This window comes from Streptomyces sp. CWNU-52B (genome assembly GCF_047444975.1).
GTDB lineage: Bacteria > Actinomycetota > Actinomycetes > Streptomycetales > Streptomycetaceae > Streptomyces.
The window spans coordinates 1-22,443 of the sequence record NZ_JBLFJV010000029.1 but is presented as its reverse complement, the minus strand read 5'-3'; the positions used below and the strand labels follow the sequence as shown (position 1 = coordinate 22,443).

The 22,443-nt window shown below is 65.4% G+C and carries 22 protein-coding genes and 2 pseudogenes; 16 read left to right on the top strand and 8 right to left on the bottom strand.

Annotated features, from left to right (window positions below):
* Positions 1 to 59: 59 nt before the first annotated feature.
* From ACLVWQ_RS26840 to ACLVWQ_RS26830, 3 genes are all read left to right on the top strand, one after another.
* On the top strand, positions 60 to 1,328 hold the full coding sequence (locus ACLVWQ_RS26840; protein ID WP_414111753.1) for an aromatic ring-hydroxylating oxygenase subunit alpha: 1,269 nt from the start codon (positions 60 to 62) through the stop codon (positions 1,326 to 1,328).
* Positions 1,325 to 2,359 (top strand): 2Fe-2S iron-sulfur cluster-binding protein, encoded by a 1,035-nt coding sequence (locus ACLVWQ_RS26835; RefSeq protein ID WP_414111752.1) that lies wholly within the window; start codon positions 1,325 to 1,327, stop codon positions 2,357 to 2,359. The genes ACLVWQ_RS26840 and ACLVWQ_RS26835 overlap by 4 nt, the downstream gene beginning before the upstream one ends.
* 105 nt (positions 2,360 to 2,464) lie before the next feature.
* Positions 2,465 to 2,905, top strand: coding sequence for a hypothetical protein (locus ACLVWQ_RS26830; RefSeq protein WP_414111751.1), 441 nt, complete (start codon positions 2,465 to 2,467; stop codon positions 2,903 to 2,905).
* Positions 2,906 to 3,030: 125 nt separating this feature from the next.
* On the opposite strand, the gene ACLVWQ_RS26825 is transcribed toward ACLVWQ_RS26830, so the two are convergent.
* The 3 genes from ACLVWQ_RS26825 to ACLVWQ_RS26815 form a co-directional block, all read right to left on the bottom strand.
* Positions 3,031 to 3,363, bottom strand: a complete 333-nt coding sequence (locus tag ACLVWQ_RS26825; RefSeq protein WP_414111750.1) for an SCO4225 family membrane protein — start codon at positions 3,361 to 3,363, stop codon at positions 3,031 to 3,033.
* A 218-nt stretch (positions 3,364 to 3,581) separates the two neighbouring features.
* Positions 3,582 to 4,505, bottom strand: coding sequence for a MerR family transcriptional regulator (locus ACLVWQ_RS26820; protein ID WP_414111749.1), 924 nt, complete (start codon positions 4,503 to 4,505; stop codon positions 3,582 to 3,584).
* A 127-nt stretch (positions 4,506 to 4,632) separates the two neighbouring features.
* The gene (locus ACLVWQ_RS26815) at positions 4,633 to 5,235 is read right to left on the bottom strand and encodes a TetR/AcrR family transcriptional regulator (protein WP_414111748.1); all 603 of its coding nucleotides are present in this window, start codon (positions 5,233 to 5,235) and stop codon (positions 4,633 to 4,635) included.
* Positions 5,236 to 5,327: 92 nt separating this feature from the next.
* Here ACLVWQ_RS26815 and ACLVWQ_RS26810 point away from each other — a divergent pair, with 92 nt between their 5' ends.
* Both ACLVWQ_RS26810 and ACLVWQ_RS26805 read left to right on the top strand, forming a co-directional pair.
* Entirely contained in the window at positions 5,328 to 6,110 is a 783-nt protein-coding gene (locus ACLVWQ_RS26810) for an MBL fold metallo-hydrolase (protein WP_414111747.1), read from the top strand.
* Between the two features lie 1,076 nt (positions 6,111 to 7,186).
* Positions 7,187 to 8,104, top strand: a complete 918-nt coding sequence (locus ACLVWQ_RS26805; RefSeq protein WP_414111746.1) for a DMT family transporter — start codon at positions 7,187 to 7,189, stop codon at positions 8,102 to 8,104.
* Between the two features lie 235 nt (positions 8,105 to 8,339).
* On the opposite strand, the pseudogene ACLVWQ_RS26800 reads toward ACLVWQ_RS26805, so the two are convergent.
* Positions 8,340 to 8,642, bottom strand: a pseudogene (locus ACLVWQ_RS26800) (GNAT family N-acetyltransferase); the annotation flags it as partial.
* Between the two features lie 74 nt (positions 8,643 to 8,716).
* On the opposite strand from ACLVWQ_RS26800, the gene ACLVWQ_RS26795 reads away from it, so the two are divergent.
* The 3 genes from ACLVWQ_RS26795 to ACLVWQ_RS26785 all read left to right on the top strand — a co-directional run bounded on the left by ACLVWQ_RS26795 (position 8,717) and on the right by ACLVWQ_RS26785 (position 10,900).
* Positions 8,717 to 9,325, top strand: a complete 609-nt coding sequence (locus ACLVWQ_RS26795) for a TetR/AcrR family transcriptional regulator (RefSeq protein WP_414111745.1) — start codon at positions 8,717 to 8,719, stop codon at positions 9,323 to 9,325.
* Positions 9,326 to 9,391: 66 nt separating this feature from the next.
* Positions 9,392 to 10,329, top strand: a protein-coding gene (locus tag ACLVWQ_RS26790; RefSeq protein WP_414111761.1) for an IS5 family transposase whose coding sequence is annotated in 2 segments (ribosomal slippage) — positions 9,392 to 9,761 and positions 9,761 to 10,329 — 939 coding nt in all. Because the reading frame shifts where the segments join, the coding sequence is not laid out codon by codon here.
* Between the two features lie 118 nt (positions 10,330 to 10,447).
* Entirely contained in the window at positions 10,448 to 10,900 is a 453-nt protein-coding gene (locus ACLVWQ_RS26785; protein ID WP_414111760.1) for a hypothetical protein, read from the top strand.
* A 71-nt stretch (positions 10,901 to 10,971) separates the two neighbouring features.
* On the opposite strand, the gene ACLVWQ_RS26780 is transcribed toward ACLVWQ_RS26785, so the two are convergent.
* Complete coding sequence (locus ACLVWQ_RS26780; protein ID WP_414111744.1) at positions 10,972 to 11,424, bottom strand: hypothetical protein; 453 nt, start codon at positions 11,422 to 11,424, stop codon at positions 10,972 to 10,974.
* Positions 11,425 to 11,669: 245 nt separating this feature from the next.
* Here ACLVWQ_RS26780 and ACLVWQ_RS26775 point away from each other — a divergent pair, with 245 nt between their 5' ends.
* The 4 genes and pseudogenes from ACLVWQ_RS26775 (at position 11,670) to ACLVWQ_RS26760 (ending at position 15,527) form a co-directional block, all read left to right on the top strand.
* Positions 11,670 to 12,122 carry a hypothetical protein gene (locus ACLVWQ_RS26775; RefSeq protein ID WP_414111743.1) on the top strand — a complete coding sequence of 151 codons (453 nt, stop codon included), beginning with the start codon at positions 11,670 to 11,672 and terminating at the stop codon, positions 12,120 to 12,122.
* A 232-nt stretch (positions 12,123 to 12,354) separates the two neighbouring features.
* A pseudogene (locus ACLVWQ_RS26770) lies at positions 12,355 to 12,776 on the top strand (transposase); the annotation flags it as partial.
* A gap of 214 nt (positions 12,777 to 12,990) precedes the next feature.
* Entirely contained in the window at positions 12,991 to 13,542 is a 552-nt protein-coding gene (locus tag ACLVWQ_RS26765; protein WP_414111742.1) for a GNAT family N-acetyltransferase, read from the top strand.
* A gap of 68 nt (positions 13,543 to 13,610) precedes the next feature.
* A complete protein-coding gene (locus tag ACLVWQ_RS26760) occupies positions 13,611 to 15,527 on the top strand; it encodes a helix-turn-helix domain-containing protein (protein ID WP_414111741.1) in 1,917 nt (638 codons plus the stop codon).
* Positions 15,528 to 15,700: 173 nt separating this feature from the next.
* On the opposite strand, the gene ACLVWQ_RS26755 is transcribed toward ACLVWQ_RS26760, so the two are convergent.
* Positions 15,701 to 16,255, bottom strand: a complete 555-nt coding sequence (locus ACLVWQ_RS26755) for a cysteine hydrolase family protein (RefSeq protein ID WP_414111740.1) — start codon at positions 16,253 to 16,255, stop codon at positions 15,701 to 15,703.
* Positions 16,256 to 16,425: 170 nt separating this feature from the next.
* Positions 16,426 to 16,896, bottom strand: a complete 471-nt coding sequence (locus ACLVWQ_RS26750; RefSeq protein WP_414111739.1) for an N-acetyltransferase family protein — start codon at positions 16,894 to 16,896, stop codon at positions 16,426 to 16,428.
* A 390-nt stretch (positions 16,897 to 17,286) separates the two neighbouring features.
* On the opposite strand from ACLVWQ_RS26750, the gene ACLVWQ_RS26745 reads away from it, so the two are divergent.
* The 4 genes from ACLVWQ_RS26745 (at position 17,287) to ACLVWQ_RS26730 (ending at position 21,441) form a co-directional block, all read left to right on the top strand.
* A complete protein-coding gene (locus tag ACLVWQ_RS26745) occupies positions 17,287 to 17,661 on the top strand; it encodes a MerR family transcriptional regulator (RefSeq protein ID WP_414111738.1) in 375 nt (124 codons plus the stop codon).
* Positions 17,662 to 17,708: 47 nt separating this feature from the next.
* Complete coding sequence (locus ACLVWQ_RS26740) at positions 17,709 to 18,734, top strand: zinc-binding dehydrogenase (protein ID WP_414111737.1); 1,026 nt, start codon at positions 17,709 to 17,711, stop codon at positions 18,732 to 18,734.
* A gap of 446 nt (positions 18,735 to 19,180) precedes the next feature.
* Positions 19,181 to 19,819: a DUF3995 domain-containing protein gene (locus ACLVWQ_RS26735; protein ID WP_414111736.1), complete on the top strand. Its 639-nt coding sequence runs from the start codon at positions 19,181 to 19,183 to the stop codon at positions 19,817 to 19,819.
* Positions 19,820 to 19,956: 137 nt separating this feature from the next.
* The gene (locus tag ACLVWQ_RS26730; RefSeq protein WP_414111735.1) at positions 19,957 to 21,441 is read left to right on the top strand and encodes an aminopeptidase P family protein; all 1,485 of its coding nucleotides are present in this window, start codon (positions 19,957 to 19,959) and stop codon (positions 21,439 to 21,441) included.
* A 61-nt stretch (positions 21,442 to 21,502) separates the two neighbouring features.
* Here ACLVWQ_RS26730 and ACLVWQ_RS26725 read toward each other — a convergent pair whose 3' ends face one another.
* Positions 21,503 to 21,886, bottom strand: a complete 384-nt coding sequence (locus tag ACLVWQ_RS26725; protein WP_414111734.1) for a hypothetical protein — start codon at positions 21,884 to 21,886, stop codon at positions 21,503 to 21,505.
* Between the last annotated feature and the right edge of the window lie 557 nt (positions 21,887 to 22,443).

Genomic DNA, 22,443 nt, shown 5'->3' with positions numbered 1-22,443 from the left:
CGGTCTGAGCACTCCCCACGACAATTCCGCAGCTGTGTCCAAGAGATGGGACGAGCCCAGTGACTCCCACAACCGAGGTGCGCTCCCCCGCCGAGCTGATCGCCAGGCGTCCGGCCGGACAGAGTCTGGAGGCCCCGTTCTACGTCGGCGAAGACTTCTTCGATCTCGACATCGCGGCGGTCTTCGCCCGGAGCTGGCTGTTCGCCGCCGCCGAGGCGGAACTCCCCGAGCCCGGCGACTACGTGACGGTCACCCTCGGTCCGTACTCGGTCGTCGTCATCCGTGACGACGACGAGGGCATACGGGCCTTCCACAACGTCTGCCGCCACCGCGGCGCCCGCATCCTCACCGAGGCGCGCGGCTCGGTCGGCAACATCGTCTGCGGGTACCACCGGTGGACGTACGGCACGGACGGCACGCTGCTGCACGCCGAGTCCCAGGCACCCGACTTCGACCCGACGTGTTTCCCGCTGCGGTCCGTGCACGTGCGCACGGTGGCCGGACTGGTCTTCCTGTGCCTGGCGAAGGAGCCGCCCGGTGACTTCGACGAGTTCGCCGCCCGGGTCCGGCCCTACCTCGCGCCGCACCGCCTGGCCGAGGCGAAGGTCGCAGCTCAGATCGACCTCGTCGAGAACGCCAACTGGAAGCTGACGCTGGAGAACAACCGGGAGTGCTATCACTGCACCGGCCATCCCGAACTCCGCGCCTGCTACTTCCCCGTCTACGGCTACCAGGAGCAGGACGTTCCCCCTGTCCTGCGCCCCACCTACGAACGCTTCCAGCGGGCCGACGCCGACACCCGCGAGACCTATGAGCTGCTCGGCCTGCCCTACGCCGCGATCGAGGAACTGGACACCCGCGCCACGGGCTTCCGTATCCAGCGCGAACCCCTCGACCTGGCCGGTGAGTCCTACACCCTGGACGGCAGGGCCGCGTGCAAGCGCCTGCTGGCGGACTTCCCCACCGCCCGCCTCGGTCGGCTGTCCCTGCATCTTCAGCCGAACGCGTGGTTCCACTTCATGGCCGACCACGCGATCACCTTCGCCGTCATCCCGCTCGCCCCGGACCGCACCCTCGTCCGCACCACCTGGCTCGTGCATGCGGACGCCGTCGAGGGCACCGACTACGATCTCGACACGCTGACGAAGGTGTGGAGGTCCACGAACGAGCAGGACGCGGTGTTCGTCGCCCGTGCCCACCAGGGCATCAGCAGTCCGGCCTACCTGCCCGGCCCGTACGCCCCCACGGAGAAGCAGGTCGAGGCGTTCGTCAGCTGGTACGTGGCCCGGCTCAGGGCGCACCTGTCACACGGGGAGCGGCAGCGATGACCGAAGCCGAGGAAGTACTGGTGTGCCGTCAGGTCCACCCGCTCACGCACGACGTCAGCACCTTCGTCTTCGAGTACGCCGAACCCCGGCTGTTCCGGCATGAACCGGGCCAGTTCCTGACCCTGGTCCTCGACATCGACGACCGGCCGGTTCAGCGTTGCTACACCATCTCCTCCCCGCCCACGCGTCCCTTCCTGCTCTCGATCTCGGTGAAGCGCGTGCCGGGCGGGCTCGTGTCGAACTGGCTGCACGACCGTCTCAGGCCCGGCGACACCGTGCGGGCACACGGCCCGTTCGGCGAGTTCTCCACGGTTCGGCATCCGGCGCCCAAGTACCTCTTCCTGTCCGGAGGCATCGGAGTGACGCCGTCGATGTCGATGACCAGGACGCTGTACGACCTGGCCGACCCGGCCGACGTGGTGTTCGTGCACAGCGCCCGCACCCCCGCGGACATCGTCTTCCGCCATGAACTCGACCTCATCGCCGCGACCGCGCCGAACATCCGCGTGGTGCACATCTGTGAAGAGGACCGCCCCTACGCCCCCTGGGGCGGATACCGCGGGCGCCTGACGATCGAGACACTGCGGCAGGTCGCACCGGACTTCCTCGAACGGAAGGTGTTCACCTGCGGACCCGCCCCCTACATGGCCGCCGTGTGGCGCATGCTGTCGGACGCCGGCCTCGACAGGGACCACTACCACCAGGAGAGCTTCACCTTCGAGGCACCGGCCTCGCCCGCCGACACCTCGCCCGCCACCGGCACGGACGCCGGTTTCAAGGTCGAGTTCAGCCGCAGCGGCCGTACCATCGAGTGCGACGCCGACACTTCGCTCCTCGCCGCCGCGTCCCGGGCCGGCCTCAGCCTGCCGGCCTCGTGCGCACAGGGCATGTGCGGCACCTGCAAGACCACCCTGCTCTCCGGCTCCGTCGACATGCAGCACAACGGAGGCATCCGGCCACGCGAGATCACCCAGAACAAGATCCTTCTCTGCTGCTCGAAACCGCGGGAAGACGTCGTGATCGACGCGTAGGGCGAAAGGTCAGCACTGCGAGAGGACAGTGAGGGGCCGGCCTGTGTGCGGACCTTGCCGGGCCCTGGTGCGCGCGGTGGCGGCCGGGCAGGCTAATTTGCTCGGATGAGTCTCCTTGATGATGTGGCCGAGCGCGACGGCTGGCGATGCTGGGTGTGTGACGAGGCGGTCGACCCCGACGAGTCGGTCAACGACCCGCGGGGCCCCAGCGTCGACAGCCGGACCGCCGACCGGAAGGCCAAGGTCACCGAGCGGCTCGCGCACCGCGGATGCAACACCCGCAAGGGTGCGGTCAAGGTGCTCATCGCCTGGCCGGACCACCTGTACGTGGTCGAACCCGCGCCGCTGATCACCGTCGCCGGGAGGCTGGAGCGCAAAGGGGGCCGCGAGATGGTGGGCCGCTGCCCGACCAAGCGGGACGCCCAGGATGCGGCGGACTGGCTGGTGGACCGGTTCTCCCGACTCGTACCGGGACTGCCGGTGACCGCCGCCATCGAGCCGGGCGGCGGCCAGTTCCTCATCACCCTGGCCACCGGCCGCCGCTGACCGGGGATCCCACCGCCGCACGAGCGGTGTTGTCGCCGGTCGCCTCAGCCATGGCTGGGGCCGGGCGAACCCGAGACACAGCACGTGCTCCGCGGACTCCACAGGACTCGGGGCAGCTCAGTGTGTCAGGCGGTGCCGGTGCCGACACGCTGGGCGTGCGTGGACCGCTTGAGGAACCAGTGGTATGCGGCGCCGAGCACGAACGCCTGGGCCACGGCTCCGAGGACGACGCCGATGAGCGGCAGCGCGCCGGGCAGAAGCACGAACAGGAACGAGGTCGGGGCGGTGACCACGAAGAGCCAGACTCCCGCGAAACTGGCGTCCGCGTGCTCGACGAAGAGGGTGTCCACCCCGACCCAGACGGCGACGGCGACCACGACGGCCAGGTAGCCCAGCGCGGCGGGGTTGACCAGGTGGTGGCGAAGGGTCTGGGGCAGTGAACGCGACGGGGCAGCCATGTTTGTGAACTCCTTTGCGAAACCACGGTGTCGATCGGTGTGTCGAGATCAACCATGCCGTTGAGGAGCGGCTGCCACCTGAGTATCCATACCTACCTTCGGTCCGCGATCGGACGTGTTTCCGTGCGGGCGTCTCCACGCGGGGATACGAGGGCCTACACAGGTCTACGCGGGTCTACGCGGGTCTACGCGGGGATCGTGCTGGGACGGGCCCCGCCTCAGGCCGTGTCTTGGGCAGCGGGTGCGTCTTGGGCGGATAGCTCCCCGGCCAGTTCCATACAGCGCAGGCGCGCCGGAGAGAGGTCGTAGGGCATCTTGCCGATGGCTTCGAACACGCTCATGGAACCGGCCTCCCGCCTGCCGGAGCCGAGATCGGCCTCGTCCTCGCCGTCATCGGCGGTGGCAGGGTGCAGGGTGTCCCAGGCGTCGAAGAGGGCATCGTCGTCCTTGTCCAGGCCGGACTCCTCGATGGCGGCATGCAGGGCGCTTTCGAAGGCGTGCCGCTCGACGGCCACTTGAGCCACCCGTGGATCATCGACGGCGACACTGTCATCGAGTGCCTCCTCGGCGTCGTCGACGCGGTCGGAATCCTCCCGCAGAGTGGGATGCGTGGCCAGGACGACGAAGCGGGTGGCCTGGACGGCCGCGCCGAGCGGGCCGAAGATCCGCTCAGTGACCAGCAGAGTGTCCAGGTCCGCCGGACGCAGGGAGCCCTCGGGCAGGTCCTTGAGGCGTTCGGTGACGAAGTCGGAGAGCAGGCCCATCCGGCTGCCTTCGGCGCGCATCCGCCGCACGGCGGTCCGTTGCCGCCGCAGTTCCTCCTCCTGCTCGGCGAGGGTTTCCTCCAACCGCTCCAGGACGCCCGCGATACCTTCTCCGCCGTCCGCACCGGCGGAAGCCGTGCCGGCGGTAAAGGCGTCACGGATGTCGTCCAGGGCGATCCCGGCTTCGGCCGTCCTACGAATCCAGAGCAGGCGGATCATGTCCTCGTACCCGTAGCGGCGGCGGTCGTCACCGCCCCGCTCAGGCTCGGGGAGCAGCCCGATCTCGTGGTAATGGCGAATCGCCCGTGGCGTGCTGCCGACGAAGGCCGCCGCGTCACCGATCTTGACCTGGCGGGGTGGCACGAAAGATGAGTGCATGAGCAAGGACCTTTCCTCGATTTCCTCAAGGCATCGGGACGTAGGTCCACCGGACCACATGCCGCTACGGAAGGTGCAACCCCGTACATGCCGCCCTTCCTCCGCCGACGGCCGGCCTGACACATGGTCAGGACTGGTTGAGCGCCCGTTCGATCGCGAGGCGGGCCCGGCCCGCGGCCGAGTGGTCATGCTGGAGCTGCATGGCCGCGTTCAGCGCCAGTCCGGCGGCGACGATCTCGAACAGCGCCTGGTCGACGTCGAACCCGGCGGGCAGTTCGGCGTTCTCCACCGCCACGGTCAGGTCCGCCCGCAGCTGTTCCCGCCAGCGCGACCACACTTCGGCCACCGCGTCGCGGACCCGGCCGGGGCGGCCGTCGTACTCGGTGAGCGCCGCTGTCATCAGGCAGCCGCCGGGCAGCAGTGGCACTTCCAGGTAGTCCACGGAGTTGGCGCACACCGCGCGCAGCCGCCGCAGGCCCGGGGGTTCACCGAGCGCGGGCTCGACCACCCGGTGCCAGAAATCCACGAACGCCTTGTCCAGCGTGGAGATCTGCAGCGACTCCTTGGTGCCGAAGTGCTTGTGCACTCCGGACTTGCTCATCTCCAACGCCTCGGCGAGCCGGCCGATGGTGATGCCGTCCAGCCCTTCCTCGGAGGCGATCTCAGCGGCACGGCTGAGGATCCGGCCCTTGGTGGCCTGCGCTTCGGCTACTGAGCGGCGTGGCGACATGCGACGAGGATAGCGTACGAGCGTCCGCTATTTACTTAGAGAACGCTCGTACGCTAATTTGGCCGCCGTTACCGAGATCCAAGGAGTACGCGATGCGAGTGCGACGGTTGGGCTGGGCCGGACTGGAGATCGAGGCCGGCGGCAAACGACTGGTGATCGACTACGTACGGGACCTCTCACCGCTGTTCACGGGGTGGAAGCCCGGTGAGTGGCTGGCAGTGCCGACCGGGAAGGCCGACGCCGCGCTGGTCACCCACCTGCACCGGGACCACACCGACGCGTCCGCGCTCGCGGAGGTGCTGGTACCGGGAGCGCCCGTACTGCGACCGGCTCCTGGCCACGGTGACGACGTGGACAACACGACGACGCTGCTGGCCGAGGGCGAGTTGGCCCGGCACCGACTGGCGACCGCTGTCGTCGACGCCTGGTCCACCCATGAGATCGGGCCGTTCCGCATCACCGCTGTCCCGGCCGTGGACGGACTGGGCGACCCACAGCTGAACTGGGTGGTGGAGGCCGATGGACAGCGGGTCTTCCACGGCGGCGACACGATGTTCCACGGCTACTGGTGGCTCATCGCGCGCCGGTTCAGTCCGTTCGACGCGGTGTTCCTGCCCGCCAACGGCGCCGTCGTCGACGCGCCGCACCTGCAACCACCGAGCCCGCTGCCTGCCGCGCTGGACCCGAGGCAGGCAGCTGCGGCGGCGGAGATCCTCGACGCCCGGTACGCGGTACCGATCCACTACGAGCCGGAGCAGCCGGACAAGATCGCGGGCTACGTCGAGGTCGCCGACCCGGAGAACGAACTGCGTGCGCACGCCGGCCGACGCGCGCACGCACTGGCCGTCGGGGAATGGCTGGACCTGACCGTGTGATCACGTACGTTGTCGAGACACCGTTGATCACGCCAACGGCGCGAGGGTGAGCCTGCCGTTCGAGGCTGTGCGCGCCGAGTCCCTGACCGCACTGTCGCGGTTCCGGACCGCTGGACTGCCGAACTGCTGGACTGCTGGACAAGGAACTCCTTGCGGAGCCACGCCGCAGGCAAGGAAATCAGGAGGTCGGGTGCTCACGCTCGGACTGCCCAAGCCGGCGGTGACGCGGTTCGCCGGCATGGCATGTGCAGATGTGGAGTCGGGGCAGGTTTGGAAGTGCACAACCTAAGTCGGCATCGTGGCCACTCAGGGGCATACCGAAACGCGATGAGAGCAAACAGTTCATTTCTGCAGTGGCCCAGAGCAGCAATTGATTCCTAGTGTCGGTGGTGACTCCGTAGTGTTCTGGCTGCTGTGTGGCCGGAGTTGGCACATGGGGGTTCTGCTGGCGGCACAGCAGGACGGCGACGCGATCAAGAAGGGGCAACTGGCTGTCGCCGCAAGCCTTCGCCAAACGCCAAACGCCAGACACGCAGTACACGCAGTACACGCAGTACACGCAGTACACGCACCAAAGGAGCAGGCATGTTCGGAGGCGGGCGCCCCCTTCGAAGGCATTCAATGCAGTTGGCGTGTGATGTAACGCTCGGCTCGCGCCGCGAAGAGGGCTGTGTACGAGAAGAGTCGAAAAATCAAGAGGTCGATGTGTATGCGCCAGCCGCAGATGCCTCTTTCGACGGAGTCGATCTACGCATACTGGAACTCATGGGATGCGGGCTGCCTGATTCCACCATTGCAAGGCGTCTGGCGCTCAGCCACCGAACCGTCCAACGGCGAGTACAGCGAATGATGACGAAGACCAGTGTTGTCAGCCGTTTCGCGCTTGGGCTGCGCGTCAGTGAACTCGGCCTTCTCCGTACTGACGATTATTGACACCCTTTCCCACTCGTCAGGGTTTCGCCTTGTTTCACTGCGATCGTTCACAGGACTGCGGAGCCCACCCATAAAAGTGGCGGAGGGGCAGCCCAGCCCCGCTCCGACGATGCCGTCCTTTAACGTCGAAGCTGGAGCTTTACATGCTCACACGCTTGCCACTCTCCGCGGCCCTCGTTCCACGGGGCACCGCTCTTCTCGTGCTCGCCGGCCTGCTCTGGGGCACCGGCGGCCTCGCCGGTTCACTCCTCGCCTCTCGCACGGGGATGCACCCAGTTGCCGTCGCTGCACTCCGCCTGCTGATCGGAGGCATCTTCATCACCATCTACGCTGCCACCGCAGGAGGGTTCAGGACAGTACCGCGCACGCGGGCGGCGGCGGCACGGTTGTCCGTCACCGGCCTACTGATGGCCACGTACCAGACCGCCTATTTCGCAGCGGTGCAGGCCACCTCGGTGAGCTTGGCAACGCTGACCACAATGGTCGCCATCCCTGTACTCGTGACGATCGGCTCCGCCGTCCTCGACCGGCGCCTCCCCACACTCCGTGCGGCCGCATCGATCGTGACCGCCGTCAGCGGGCTGATGTTGTTGCTCAATTCTCCGACGAGCACGGGTGGCAACCACATTGCAGGAGCGGGCTTGGCACTCCTGGCCGCGTTGGGGTTCGCCCTGCTCACGCTGGACCGCCGCGCGCCACTGCCTGGCCTGGACCCGAATGCCGCGACCGGGCTGGGCTTCATGACCGGAGGCTTGCTGCTGTTGCCGGCCGGCCTGCTGTCCGGGATGGAATTGCCGCCGCGGATTGACGTGGTGGGCGCCGTGATGTTTCTCGGGTTGGTACCAACGGCTGTCGCCTACACCAGCTACTTCACAGGCTTGCGTCATGCCGGTGCAGCCGCTGGAATCATTGCGATCCTTCTTGAACCGCTCACAGCCACACAGCTAGCTGTGCTGATCGCCCATGATCACCTGGATGGGCTTCAGGTCCTCGGTGCTTTTCTCGTTCTGGTCGCCATTGGTGTCCAGCAGGCTCCGACCAAGACGGCTTCGAGATCGTGAAATTTCCCAGTCTGCCGGCGGTCACCCATCCCGCGAGGCGCTGAGCGGGTCCGTTCGAGCAGGCAAGTCGTGCCATTGCCCGAGCAGGAACTGTGCCGCAGCCTGGCTCATAGGATTCGGTTCAAGAACCGACGTTTGATGCCCGCACCGTACTTGCTCAGAGAACCCGAGAAACTTGGCCGCGTGACGCATCAACCGAACCTCAGCCGCATCGAGGGGACGGTGCGACACGACTCCTCGTAGTCACCGCCGAACTGCGGTCGTTGTCCGCACGGCAGTGCCACTCGGCCCGGTGCAGCCCACGCGAGGCGAACGCCCAGTCCACCAAGGCGCCGCACGCCGACGTGACGAGACCGCGGCCTTCCGCGGACGGCTCCAGCCAGCAGCCGATCTCGCAGGAGCCCGAAGCCGCGTCGAAGCTGACATACATCACACCGCCCACCAGCACGTCACCGCGCCAGATGCCGTACAGGCGGGCACCGTCAGCAGCCTGCCACTCGCTGTACCGCCTCAGCGTGGCCCGAGCCCCGTCCACATCATCGGTCACGAACCGGGACAACACGGCAACCCCACATTTGCATAACAAGTGTTACGTTAATATAACGTGGGGGTATGACACGCACCAAGGGAGATCACGAGGCCCGCAGACGCGATGTTTCCGAAGCGGTCTGGCTGGTACTGGCCGCTCGCGGCTTCAGCGGTCTCACTCTGCGCGCGGTCGCCGACCAGCTCGGCGCGACAACCGGCCTGCTGACCCACTATTTTCCCAACAAGCGCGCGCTTGTGACCTACGCATTGGACCTGCTGGAGGAGCGAACCGCATCCCGGCCGCGGCGTCCCGCAGGTGAAGGGATCGAGGCTCTGAGGGCCGCGCTGCTTGACATGCTGCCGCTGACCGAAGAGGCCACCTCCAGCAACCGAATCTGGGTCTCCTCCTGGGACCAGGCGCTGTCCGACCCCGATCTGACAACGGCCTACGCCCACAAGTACGCCCACAGCCGTGAAACTCTTCGTGACCGGGTTGCCACGGCCCAAGAGCTTGGTGAGCTACTTCCCGGCGATCCTGCGCAAGTCGCGGCCGACGTCCAATCCTTTGTCCTAGGACTGGTGGTCCAGGCCCTGTTCGCCCCGACGGTCTTTCCTCCTGCGCGGCAGATCGAGCTCCTGGACGGCCACCTGGCTGCCATCGCCGGCTCGCGCACGCCCGAGGACTCCCGTTAGGTCGTTTCTGATGGCTCTTGTGGGGTGGGGTGGATCAGGTTCTGGGCCGGGCAGGTGTCGGGCATGGTGCGGCGTCATGAACTGACCGATGCGCAGTGGCGGGCGATCGAGGCCTTGCTGCCGACCAATGGCCGGCCTGGTGGGCAGTGGTCCGATCACCGGAGGGTGGTGAACGGGGTGCTGTTCCGGGCTCGCACGGGGGTGCCCTGGCCGGACCTACCGGAGCGGTACGGGCCCTGGCAGACCGTCTATGAACGGCATCGTCGCTGGTCTGCGGACGGTACCTGGCAGCGGATCCTGACCGAGTTGCAGATCGAGGCCGATGCCGGTGACCCCGACGGCGCCCTGGCCCGCGAGGTAAAGCGGGAGTGGGCGGTGAACATCGACTCCACCTCCTGCCGGGCTCACCCGCACGCGGCCGGGGCCCGGCACCGGCCGCCCCGCGACTTCCCCGAAAAGGGGGCGGGGCACGTGTGGAGGCCGATGGGCGGGAGGCCCTGGGACGCTCACGGGGCGGGGTGACCACCAAGGTTCATCTGCTGGCCGACGACCGGGCCCGCCCGCTGACCTGGCTCACCTCGCCGGGTCAGCGGGGCGACAGCCCCATGCTCCTGCCGGTGCTGGAGACGCTGCGCGTTCCTCGCCGCGGGCCCGGCCGTCCGCGTCGCCGCCCGGACCGGGTGCGCGGCGACAAGGCCTACTCCAGCCGCGGCAACCGCGCCTACCTGCGCCGTCGGGGCATCAAGGCGACCATCGCCGAGCCGGACGACCAGCGGGCCAACCGCCAACGCCGGGGTCGGGCCGGCGGCCGTCCGCCCGCCTTCGACAAGGCCCAGTACCGGCGGCGCAGCGCGGTCGAGCGCTGCGTCAGCAAGTGGAAACAGTTCCGGTCGGTGGCCAGCCGCTACGACAAACGCGACTACATCTTCAACGGCACCCTCACTGTGACCGCGATCGTCATCTGGCTCCGAGACACCGTCCAAGAGCCATCAGAAACGACCTAGCCGTCCACCTTCCAGGATCAGCGGGGGCGCCTCTGCCTCCTCGGTCAACCTCGCGGGCAGCTCCGGCCGGGGCTTCGATCGTCTTCGTGGGGCATGAAACTGTCCGGTAGTGCCAGAGATGATGAGCGGGATGGAGGCGGCCTTGGCTGAGGCGTCGTCTCCTTCATGGACGCAACGTGTCCGTGCTGGACGTGCCCTTGCTCCTTTCGCAGATGTCCCTGAGGCCGCGGAAGTGCTTGCAGGGCTGCTGCTGGATGTCGCGGACACGGCGGTGACCCGGCGGACGGCAGAAGCCCTGACCCGAGTGGGGACTGTGGCCGCGGTGAGGCTCATCGCGCTCGCGGTTGCCGAGGCTGACGGCGACCACGCCGACTGGCTGCAGACCGGGGTGCATGACGCGCTCGTAGAACCGGACGACGGCGTGCCAGACGTCGCAGCGGTCTGCGGGAAGCTCGCCCAGGACCAGGAGGAAGCTGTCCGGCGGGGCGCCGCGGAGATCTCCACGTGGACATCCGCCTATGGCTGCGTCCGGAGTGAAGAGCCCTGTTCAGAGGCCTCGGTACCCGGATAGTGGTGGCGCAGTTCGCTGAGTACGCGCTCGTCGACAGCCCTGACGTCCCAAGATGAGCTGTCGAACTCGGTCTACCAGGGTGAGCGGGGGTCGCGGCGTGCTTCTGGGGTCTGCTCGGGCAGAGCCGTGTCTTGGTCGGTGCGCAGCAACATGCCCGGGTCGACTTCGAAGTCCTCTTCATCGGGCGGTGCCGGCTGGTGGAAACGCCTGGTACCCGGAATGGTGACTTCCACCAGCCGGCCCTCCTGGAACATCCATAGGCCGAAGCAGTCGTCGTCCTGGTCGCGCAGCAGAACCTGCACCGTATGCGGATGCGGCCACGGCAGCGACTCCAGGTGCCTGAGCAGGCCCTTGCGGGCACGCATTTTCTCGAGCTCCAGGGCCCACCCGAACTCGTAGCCCCACTGCCCCGCTATCGGGACGAAGCGACCTCGCCACGTACGTTCCGGGTCGTCCTGGGTCAGCGGTTCCATCACCTTGTCCGACCAGCGGGCGAGCACGATGACCTCGGCGTCTCTACTCATGCCGGAGTATGACCGCATCCGCCTGATCCACCGCAACCAAATTCCTCAGCCGGCCGACGCAGGCAAGGACGGGCGGATTGGCGACGAGGTCTCAGTGCCAGCGAGTCCGACGACGGCGCCTCCAGAGAGGCGTATCTGCGCCTATGCCACAGCCCTGATCAGCTCACGCGACCCGTCGGACACCCGCTAGGTGGCCTCGGATACATTTACACAACGCTCGTTATGTGATCGGGTACTATGTTCGTATGACGTATACAGCCGCCGAGGAGAACGCAGATCGCGAGGCGAAGGACGAAGATCTCGTCCGGCACCTCGTGGCTGAGATGTACGCGACCGTCTCGGGCCCGGCCGGCCCGCGCGACTGGTCCAGGGATCGTGAGGTGCTGCACCCTGATTGCCGTCTCATGCGGACGGTGCGTGACGAATCCGGTCGGTCGCGATTGGAAGCACTGACACTGGACGAGTTCATCGAGGCGGTCACGCCCTTGCTGAACTCAACCGACCTGCATGAGATCGAAGTCGGCAGCGAGGTCCGGTTGTTCGGTGCAATGGGCCACGTGTGGAGTTCCTACGTGGGCAAAAGCTCTCCGGACGACGCCGAAGTAGCTTTCCGCGGCGTCAACTCGATTCAGGTCAATCGCGACGACGACGGCCGGTGGTGGATCCGCAGCATGCTGTGGGACAACGAATACGTGTGAGGACCTTGTCCGCGCAACGCAGCAGCGAGCGCACCGTTTCGACATCTTCGCTCAGCTTGTCATTTATGGTCCGGTGCCGAACTCGGTTCGAACTTGATCGGCGTTTGCGCAGTTCAGCGGACGCGGAGGCGGCCCCCGTCTGATCCTGTGCCCCGTCACAGAGCGGATCGGCGCGAAGGCCGTGGTCGTGAGTTTGGTGTAACAGGGCGTCCTACGGGATGCGTTCGCGGAGGTGTCGGCCTTCCGGTCTGAGCTGTACCCGTGTCCGACCGCGCGGGGTGACGCGTTGTTCGAGTTGTGGCACGCGCTGCTGCGCACGGACGGGCCGGTGCGGACGCTGGTTGATCTCGCGCTCGCGCCTGAACACCGTCGTGGTCACGGGGCTCTCTACGGCGGGCTGAACCAGGGACGGATCGATGTCGTGAGGCTGCGTCGTGCCCTGGTCGGGGCTCCATTGCCGAGGACGGCGGATGGTCGGCTGGTCGGCTGGTGCTGGCTGTGGATGTCTCATCGTGGCTGCGGCCGGACGCCGGCACATGTGCCGACCGGGCCTTCCACCACACGTTCGGCCGGGGTGAGGGCAAGCATCAGATGATGCCTGGCTGGCCGTACTCGGTGGTGGCCGCGCTGGAGAGTGGTCGCACGTCCTGGACGCGGGCGTAGGACCGACTGGATCCCAGGCTGACCCACCGGGCCACATGGCTCGCTCACGAAGGCCTGCTGCCCCTCATCGAGTACACGTTTCGCCTGCTCAAGCAGACCCTGGGGTGGACCAAGCCCCGGCTTCACAGCTCAGAAATGACAAGCGTGCGGGGCATGCTCCCGCGATGTATTGTTGTAACACTTGTTATGCGAATGAGGGGTTGCCGTGTTGTCCCGGTTGTTGTGCGATGGCGCTCGCCTGGGAGCGCTGGAGTTGTGGCACGCGCAGGAGTTCGCCGATCACATGGATCGGGCGCGTGAGTACATCCGGCCGTGGGTGGGGGCCCGGTTCGTGACCGATGATGTGGACGGGGCTCGGGCCACGCTGAGGCGGTACAGCGAGTGGCAGGCTGCTGACGGTGCCCGCCTGTACGGCATCTGGCGCGGTGACGTGCTGGTGGGCGGTGTGATGTATGTCAGCTTCGACGCGGCTTCGGGCTCCTGCGAGATCGGCTGCTGGCTGGAGCCGTCCGCGGAAGGCCGCGGTCTCGTCACGTCGGCGTGCGGCGCCTTGGTGGACTGGGCGTTCGCCTCGCGTGGGCTGCACCGGGCCGAGTGGCACTGCCGTGCGGACAACGACCGCAGTTCGGCGGTGGCCAAGCGGCTCGGCATGACGTTGGAGGGTGTGCGGCGCGAGGCATGGCCCTACGAGGGCCAGCGTTACGACAAAGAGATCTGGGCGGTGCTCGCGACCGAGTGGAAGAGCGTCAGCAGTTGAACACCGGTGCGCCGGCCATCACCGTGGCAGCACCTTGATTCCGGAGCGGCAAGGGAGAGCAGGGGCACATGCTCACTCTCAATCACCTCATCCAGACCAGACCGGATCTACGGCTTCGCTGGACACATCCCGCACACGCGAGCACGTACGGCGAGACCCGGGTCTCCGAGGTCACCGCACTCGTCCCTACGAGGCAAACCGGGCACGACATCAGATCGCACTACCTTCCGGTATCAGGCGGCGGCCTGGCCCTGGTGACATGGGAACACCCGCGAAGGGAGCCCGATATCAGGACTCTCTGCGACCTCATCACAGATCTGCGGCTCCACAACGCGGCGGCGCTGGTCCTACGAATCCCCGAACACTCGGTCGCCGCACATCCTCAGGTTCAAGCCCAAGCAGACGAGCTGAAGCTCCCGGTCCTGACGACGGGCGCGGACTCCGAATGGGTCGGTGTCAACCACTACATCCAGCAGCAGCGAGCCCTCGGCGCGGAGCGCCACGTTGAGCAACTCGAGAACCTACTGGACCACATTCCGGCCCGTGTCGATAGCTCCCGTACGGCGCGCGACATCATCACCTGGCTGTCCTCCGCCCTGGATGCAGATGTAGCCCTTGGGTCCCGCGAGCGGGGCGTACTTGGTGCCGCCCCCGACAACTGCGCCAACCTTGCCCGTCGTTTGGCCGCCCTGACAGAAGACTTCGGCAGCCCGGCTGCCGAACACACGTGCGCGGTCAGAGTTTTCGGCGGTGGTGACTCTCTGGTGTTGGGCGTGGCGTCGCACCGTCCCTTCGATGGAGTCGAGGTCAAGCTGATTCGACATGCCGCGAAGATCCTCGGATTTTGTGAACAGGCACGGAGTGAGTACCAAGCGACGGTGCTTGGGCCGCGTCGTGTGAGCCAGGCCGCAGCACAGTTGCTGCTCGGCCTGGAACCGGCGAAGGACCCGGTTATCGCCCACCTGGCTCCACCCCTCGCGGACACCAGGGAAGCCCGTGTACGCATAATCGACACCGGCGGACACGACCGGGAAGTGACATTGCGATGGTGTGAGGACAACCTCGCTGACCGCGCTCTTGTTGCACCCTGTCCAGACAAGGCGACACAGATTCTTGTCGTCACCCCTGCACGACACGACGCCAGTGTGGGAGCTGACCTCCACACTCTCGTCACGGAACGCGGCTGGCTTGTCATGGGTGCCAGCCGTTCCCATGACGTCGATGCCAGTAGCACCGCCTATGCCGAAGCCGCCCAGGCGCTCCGGAACGCAGCTCGTGTTCCCGGCCGGATCAGTACCGGTGTGCAGCCGAAACTGGCACCACTTCTTCCGCGCCCATCAGCGCATGCCTGGGCTGCGAACTTGCTGGGGCCGCTGATGCGGCATCCGAAGCACTGTCATCTCCTTGACACCCTGCGCATCGGTTGTTCCTTCAAACCAGCAGAAGCTTCCCGGGCACTCGGTATTCACCGCAATACCCTGCGCCAGAGGCTGGCGCGAGCGAACGAAGTACTCGGCCTTGACCTCAAGACCGTGAACGACCGGACACTCGTTCTGTTGGCCCTGGACATCCTGTCCTTGCCGGCGCCACGGCTCGCCGCATCTGGGCCCGTGCCCGACCTTGACGGCCTGTTGGCGTACGAGGCCGAGACGGTCCGGTCTTGGGCCGAGAGCCGGCTGAGCCCTTTGCGTTCCAGCCAGAGGGATCTCGAAAACACCCTGTGTGTGTGGTTGGAAAACGATCTGTCTGTGAGGAAGACAGCCAAAGCACTCGGAGTTTCGGAAGTAACGGTTCGTCATCACACGAGCGACGTCGCAGCCCTCCTCGATATCGACACCGAAAAAGACGTGGCCAACTTCCATGACACCAACATGGGTGCCATTGGGGATGTGGGCATCGCAGCCCATGTCCTGCTGGGGCGTCCGCAATTGCATCAACCTCAACCTCGCCTGGCCCGAATCGGTCATGCTTCCTGCCGCGTGTGAGGCGACCGCGAGGATCTATTTCAACTCGGCCATCTACACATCTACACACATGCCCAAGAATAAAGACTCCGTGATCGCTTGCCATCTGTGCTACAAAAAGGTCACTTCACTGGAGCACGCCCGATCCACCACCGGTGGATGTGCACACAGCGCCCGGTCCGTCAGCGTGCTGTTCATGACTGCTCGGCGAGCCAGTCTGCGCAGGACCGCACTTCGAACCCTCGACTGGGGAACACAGTGTTCATGAAGAAGTCGTGCATGGTCAGATCGCCGTCGCCGCACCCGTCGCGCAGCACCGTCAGGTGGTAGCCACGATCCGCCGCGTCATAGCAGGTGGCGGCAACCATCGCGCTGGTGGCGACTCCGGCGATGGCGAGTCGGGTGACACCGCGGGCGCGTAGGACAAGGTCCAGGTCCGTGCCCGCAAAAGCGCTGGCACGGCGCTTGAGCACCACAACGTCCTTGTCGGTGACTGGTAGATCGATCTCGGTTCCGAGTGTTCCCTCGTGAAATTCGTCTCCAGCGTCGAAGAACGCCTGGTACAGCGGGATTTCCGTCAGCAGGTCGGCGCCGTTGCCCCGAAAGGCAAATCGTACGAACACCACCAGCGCACCGGCCGCGCGAGCACCCGGCAGCAACTCGGTCAGTGGTGGCACCACGTTTCGGGCGAATGAGTAGCTGCTCGTGATGCCTCGCTGCACATCACCAATGATCAAGGCTGTGGTCATGACAGGTCTCCATTCATTCGCTCCATCCGACGCCCCGTAGTAGGCAGGGCGACCATTCCGGCGGCCATGATGACTGAGTTGATCAGATCAATTCCACAGGAACGACAGTCTGTTATCGGCGATCCTCGTACACAGTGGCGGCAGGCTGGTCCGCTCTGCGAGTGGCGATGTCACAGGACCCGAGAGAAGACCACGCGGTCCTGCTCAGGACCGTCGTAGCCGACCACTGGTTCAGAACAGTCGAAACCCATAGCAGTATGGAAAAAGATTGAACGGCTGTTGTGCGGCGAAGTCACAGCCTTAACAGCTGTACGACCTTCCCTGCGAGCGATGGTGAAGAACTGCTCGTACAAGGAACGCCCCAAACCGGAGCGCCACACACTCGGAGCGACCCCAGCGAAGTGGATGTAAGCCTCACTCGGTTGAGATGGAGACATGAAACCTATGACAAATCCAGCGAGCTCGCCGTCCTGGTCCTCAGCGATCAAGCTGGTATTGCAGAAATGGTTCAGGTAAAGCCGGTTGAGCAACCCCGTCACCGGCCGCCCCCACCAATCATCTATCACGCGCACGATTACGTCATAGTCGTCAGGGCGAGCATTTCGGGTCGTGACATCGCGTGTTAGATGTTCGGAAGTCATGTCTCGTCTCCCATGCTATTTCTAGATCACCGCGTCATAAAGATGTATCCATCAGACCACAGGTTCGCCCCTTGCGGATCTTGCGTGTCGTAAATGCGCCAACCTGCAGCAACGAACACGCGGCAGATCGAAGCCCATGATGTGGTTGCCGGCCGGGGGCAGACTGGACATCAGGGGTGAGTGAGTTGACATACCAACACCACGCCACTCCCTCTTTCGCTCGGATGTGAGAACCATCCACGCGGGCCCGCGACCAGTCGAGTTCACCGGCCGCGTTCAGCTCGCGAGCAGGTGGTCCAGAGCCTGTGCGGTGGAACGGGCGAAACGCTCATCGCAGCACGAAGCCATAGGAGCTGGAACATCACCGTACGTCTGGATGTTCTTGCAGCCATGAAGATCGGTGAGGCTGCCAAAGCCAGCGGTGTGAGCGCACGTTCCTTGCGGCACTACGAAGATGAAGGCCTGATCGTGCCAGGTCGTTGCGGCAATGGGTTTCGCGACTATTGCCGGTCCACCATTGAGCAGGTGCTCACTATCCGCTCACTGCTGGAGTCTGGGCTGCCCGTTCGGCTGATCAAAGAGGTTCTGCCCCACCTGGTAGGTGGGGCAGAACTGGATGCAGGTGCGGTGTGTACGGAGTTTCTGCGCGAGGTGCAGAGCTACCGCGATCGACTCGCCGCGCGTATCGCTGTGCTCAGCGATCAGCATGCCGCACTTGACGCTTACCTGTGGGAAGCCCGCCGTCGGAGCCTGCCGGATGTATGACCAGTTGCTTGCCCCTGACGTAAGTGACAGGCCTTTAAGGTCCGCTCATGGAGATCGATGAGCAGGGAACTTTTGAGCGGACGATGCAGGCACTGGTCCAGCACTCACATCGAGGGCCGAAAGACTTGGCCCTCACAACTGCGCAGGTCCGTCCCACTCCGGGGCCTGGTGAGTACCTGATCCGCGTGAGCGCCGCCGGCGTCAACTTCGCGGACGTGATGCAGACGCACGGAACGTATGGAGGAGGGCCGCAAGCCCCCTATACAGCCGGTTTCGAAGCTGCCGGCGAAATCCTGCAGGTTGGCGCGGAAATCCAGAGCCCCCTGCCGGTCGGCGCCCACGTCGTCGGGGCCGGCCCGGGTGCCTTTGCGCAGTACATGACCATGCCTGCGGCGGAAGCGCTCCCCGTCCCTTCTGGTTGGAGCGATGCAGAGGCTTTGGGCATGGTGCTGAATTGGGCGACCGCCTTGGCGGCACTCAAGCCACTGGGTGAAGTCAAGAAGGGTGAGGTGGTGCTTGTTCATGCCGCGGCCGGGGGCGTGGGGCAGGCTGCTGTCCGTCTCGCTCGTCACTATGGCGCGCGAGTGATCGCAACGGCGTCGCCAGGCAAGCACGACATTGTCCGAGCGCTGGGTGCCGAGGTGGTCCTGGATGCTCGACGCCCCGATCTGGCCGCGATAATCATGCTCTTGACCGATGGTGTCGATGTGGTCCTGGAGTCGGTGGGACAGGACACCTTCGAGGTCAGCCTGTCGGTTGCCAAACCTTTCACCGGGCGCGTCGTTGTCTTCGGCGCGGCTTCTGGCAACGCCAGGCTCAGTACGCACGACCTGGTCTTCAACTACCGGGCGCAGCTCAAGGGCCTGCACATCGGTGCACTGGCAGTTGCAGCACCCTCTTGGTATCGATCGCTGCTCGTCGAAATCGAGGCACTCATCGCCCAGGGGGTGTATCCGCCCGGTACACCTCAGGTACATGCCCTGAGCGAGGGGCCAGCAGTGCTGCAGCAGCTCGAAGGCGGCCAGACTCGCGGGAAGCACGCCTTGGATCCCTGGCGTCAGGAATGCCGGTGAGCGGCGCACTGCCTGTTGGCCTTCGCAGGGCTCGTGCATCTCGTGCGTCTCATGCGTCTCGTGCGCCCCTGCCAGCGCCGTTCGTCCCGGCGGAGGACATGGTCTCGTGGATCAGAGCACGCCATGTGCGGATGCGAGTCTGCGCATGTTGGGAATTGCACAGCCCAATTCGGCGTAGCGGCCGCTCAGGGGCATGCCGAAACCCGATGAGTTCAGACAGTGCACTTCCGCAGTGGCCCGGGACGGTGATCGTTTCCTAGTGTGACGGTAACTCCGTGGTGTTGTGGCCGCTGCGATCTTCCGTGTCCGAGCCTCGAAGCTGGGACACAGCGACGGCTCGCTCGATGGCCACAGCTATACCACCCGTGACCGCCGGCACCAGTATCTCAACGCGAGGAGGAACACGCCCGCGGACATGGACTGTTTCGCGACGAAAGAAGCACTCCTTGGCTGCTCTAGATGAAGGATCCATCGACCAGGTACCAGGAAAGGCCCACCTGACGGAACGGCCGTGGCAGGTCCATGTGACTGTGGCCTTCACGCTCCTGTACATGGCAATCCATGTGTACTGGGCGGTGGGCGGCACATGGGGGGTACCGCTGGCGGCACAGCAGAATGCCGACGCGGTCACGAAGGCCAACTGGGTCGTGTCCGCCATCATGCTCATCGGTGCGATCTGGGTACTCGCCCTGAATCACCGTATCGCCAGGCGGGTGCCGACCTGGGCAGTGCTCGCCCCCCTCTGGGGAGGCGTCGTGATCTGCGTCTCTCATGCGGTCTTCGGTTTCGTCACGAAGAGTCTCTACCTGGCCGGTGTACACGATGCCGTCGATTTCCCCGAGGCAACGGGGGTGGACGCGACGACGCTGGCACACGATCACCACGTTTCGGCGGTAAGAGACCTGTGGTTCTTCGAACCGTGCTTCTTGATCCAGGGTCTTTTGCTTGCGCTGGTCGGCCGGCAGTTCATCCACACCGCGGCTGGGCGCCGTGCGTGGTCCTTGTCCTTGCTGCTGGGCGTTGCAGTCGTCGATGTGTTCGGGCTGCTGCTCTCGCTCAGTAACACGCACGTCGCTCTTGGCTGACACCGCATACGAGCCTTCTGGGGACTGCGAGCTACGCAACACAAGAATGCGGGCGTTGGCACAGATCTTCGCCCGAGATATGAGCTCTTCACGCACAGGACGGTGAAGAGCTCTCCAACGACGTCTATGGAGGACTCATGGCCGAGGAACTCGATCCGGAGACGGCGAGGACGGTTGGAGTGCAGCTTGACGGTGTGTTTACGGAACCGATCAAGCAGCGCAAGAACGGCTTTTACCCTGAGGTGTCTTACGAACTGGCCGAGAACATGAGGTCGGGCTGGGCGAAGCCCGAGACCCGGCATGTCACGCCGATCACCCATGTCACACAGACCGCTGCCCGCCGCGCTGACCTGTCACACCGTTTCCCGGGCGAGTGGCTGGTCGTCCCTGCGGGCCATCTGAGGACGCGGTCGAACGACATGGCGTATTCCTTCCGCGCTGCCACCGAGTATGCATATCTGACCGGCGATCAGAGCGAGGGCGGAGTCCTGGTCCTGGCGCCGATCGCCGCAGGACACAGGGCCACGCTCTACCTTCTGCCACGCTCAGACCGCGAAAGTGGCGAGTTCTGGTTGGACGAGCATGGTGAACTGTGGGTCGGCCCTCGCTACTCTCTCGCCGAAGCGGAACAGATGTACGGCCTCCCCACGGCCGACGTACGCGATCTGCCGGACGCACTGCGTGAGAGCACCGAACCGGTCCGGATCGTCCGAGGTCACGACGCACGTGTCGAAGCTGGTATCGCCCACAGGGCCACCACACAACGCGACGAAGAGTTGCTCGTCTTCCTCTCCGAAGCGCGTCTGGTCAAGGACGCCTTCGAGATCGGCGAACTACAGAAGGCCGTCGACTCCACCGTGCGTGGCTTCGAGGACGTCGTGAAAAATCTCGACAAGGCTCAGGCGACGAGCGAGCGGTACGTCGAGGGCACCTTCTTCCTGCGCGCTCGGGTCGAGGGTAATGATGTCGGCTACGGCTCCACGTGCGCTGCGGGGGCGCATACTTCCACCCTGCACTGGGCTCGCAACGACGGTCCGGTGCGCCCGGGCGATCTGCTGCTGCTCGATGCCGGTGTGGAGACACACACTCTCTACACCGCCGACGTCACTCGCACCCTTCCGATCAGTGGTCGCTACAACGCCATTCAGAAGAAAATCTACGACGCGGTGTTTGATGCACAGCAAGCTGGTATCGCTACGGTACGACCGGGCGCAGGGTTCCAGGATTTCCACAACGCTGCTCAACTCGTACTGGCGGGGAAGCTCGTCGAGTGGGGCGTACTCGAGGGCCCGGCCGAGCGTGTGGTCGAACTCGGACTGCAGCGCCGCTGGACCCTGCACGGCACCGGGCACATGCTCGGCATGGACGTCCATGACTGCGCTGCCGCGCGCGTGGAATCCCACCTCGCCAGCACTCTCGTACCCGGCATGGTCTTCACTGTCGAACCGGGATTGTATTTCCAGCCCGACGACCTAACGGTCCCCGAAGAGTACCGAGGCATCGGCGTCCGTATCGAGGACGACATTGTGGTTACCGAAAACGGCTGCCGCCTGCTGTCAGCAGCGCTGCCGCGCCGCTCGGACGAAGTCGAGGCTTGGATGGCCTCACTCGTGGACAAATGATTGGCCCCTGGACTGGCCGGGGGGCCGATCACCATGGTCAGGCAACCCGGATCGACGGACGTCACAGGAAGAGGAGTTCGACGTCTTTCTGGATGCAGAGGCGTAGGATGAGCACCAGTTGTCGGGCGTCTTCGATGTGCTGCTGAAGGAGGGGTTCGATGGCCTGCTCCTGCCATTCGCCGGTGATCGCTTCCAACCGGGGCAAGATCGCGGTCCACTCGGCTGGCGAGAGCTCACCGCCACCGTCGTCCGGCCGGTCGAGGAAGGGCTCCAACGAGGTGGAGACATCGCTCCAGGGGCGCTCTCCGCCGAAGCCCCGCATCTTGTCGAGGACGACCCCTTCCGCTTGCGCCAAACGGCGGCGGAACGCGTCGAAGCCGGTGTAGGACCAAGCGACATCCGGACTGGCGGTGTCCCCGTCGCCCGGGAACAGGATCAGCCCCACGTCATCCTCCTCATCCGTCGAGTACACAGGATCGGCCGGAGAGAGCCACACGTGCAACTGAGATGATCACGCGATGGCTGGTGTGATCAGGCGTAGGAGCCACTTGGATAGCCACGTTCCCTGCCGTCGAGTCGCCGTTTGATGTCGTGCAGGCGGTGAGCCGCACGATAGTAGGACACCTGGGAGTCGGTGAGTCTGCGCATCGCGTAGCCACCACACTTGCTGCACCAGTCGAAGTCTGCCCCCGCCATGAAGTCGGCGACAGTCAGGAGGTCGTCGCCGGTCACAACCGCGCGTTCGTGGGCGTGGCGGCACAGCGGCGAGTGGCCTTGATGTGATGACGGAGGCAGTGAGGTCGAGCTTCATGTGCTCGAAGAACTCGGGCGCGCCGCAGGGACGCGGCGGCTGACCGGCCTGCCGGCCGGGAAACAGCCGGGGCTCAACAAGGCCCAGGCCGAAAGGGTCTCCGGCCTGGGCCTTCCGCTCGCGGAAAGACAGAGGGACCTGTCCCCGGGTGGTGGACACCTCTGAATCCCGGCCCCGGTAGGGGCCGGACG